The sequence below is a fragment of the Clostridium sp. CS001 genome, from assembly GCF_020443565.1.
Taxonomy (GTDB): domain Bacteria; phylum Bacillota; class Clostridia; order Clostridiales; family Clostridiaceae; genus Clostridium_AD.
Map to the genome: position 1 here is coordinate 1 of NZ_JAIZZN010000095.1, position 527 is coordinate 527.

Consider the following 527-nt stretch of genomic DNA (forward strand, 5'->3'; position numbering starts at 1 on the left):
TTTCTTGATAAGTCCTTTTGAAGTTTAGCTAACCTTTTTTCTGATTTCTTTAAGTGCTTGGGATTGCTGAAAAAATCTCCGTCACTCGTTATTGCAAATTCTTTAATGCCCAAATCCACACCTATTCTATTGTCTACTTTAGGTAATTGAATGTTTTCAGTATCGACTAAAATAGATATATAATATTTGCCACTTGGAACTTGTGATATAGTACAAGACTTTATTATCCCTGCAAACTCTCTATGTTGTTCTATCTTAATCATAGACTTTAATTTAGGTACTTTGATATATTTATTTTCAATATATACAGTACCATTTTGATTATTAGTTGTGTAATTATTAGTATTGGTTTTTTTCTTGAACCTCGGAAATCCTATTGTTTTATCTCTAAAGAAGTTCTTGTACGCTTTATCTAAATTCATTTGAGCATTAGCAAGTGCTAAACTATCCACTTCTTTCAACCACTCAAACTCAGTCTTATATTGTGCAGGCGTAGGATATTTCATTGTTTTAATATCTAATTCTTT

1 protein-coding gene is annotated in these 527 nt (G+C 29.8%); it reads right to left on the reverse strand.

What is annotated here, in order from left to right:
- Window positions 1-527: RNA-guided endonuclease InsQ/TnpB family protein (locus LGK97_RS19715; protein ID WP_226262020.1), on the reverse strand; the 527-nt coding region annotated here is incomplete at both ends.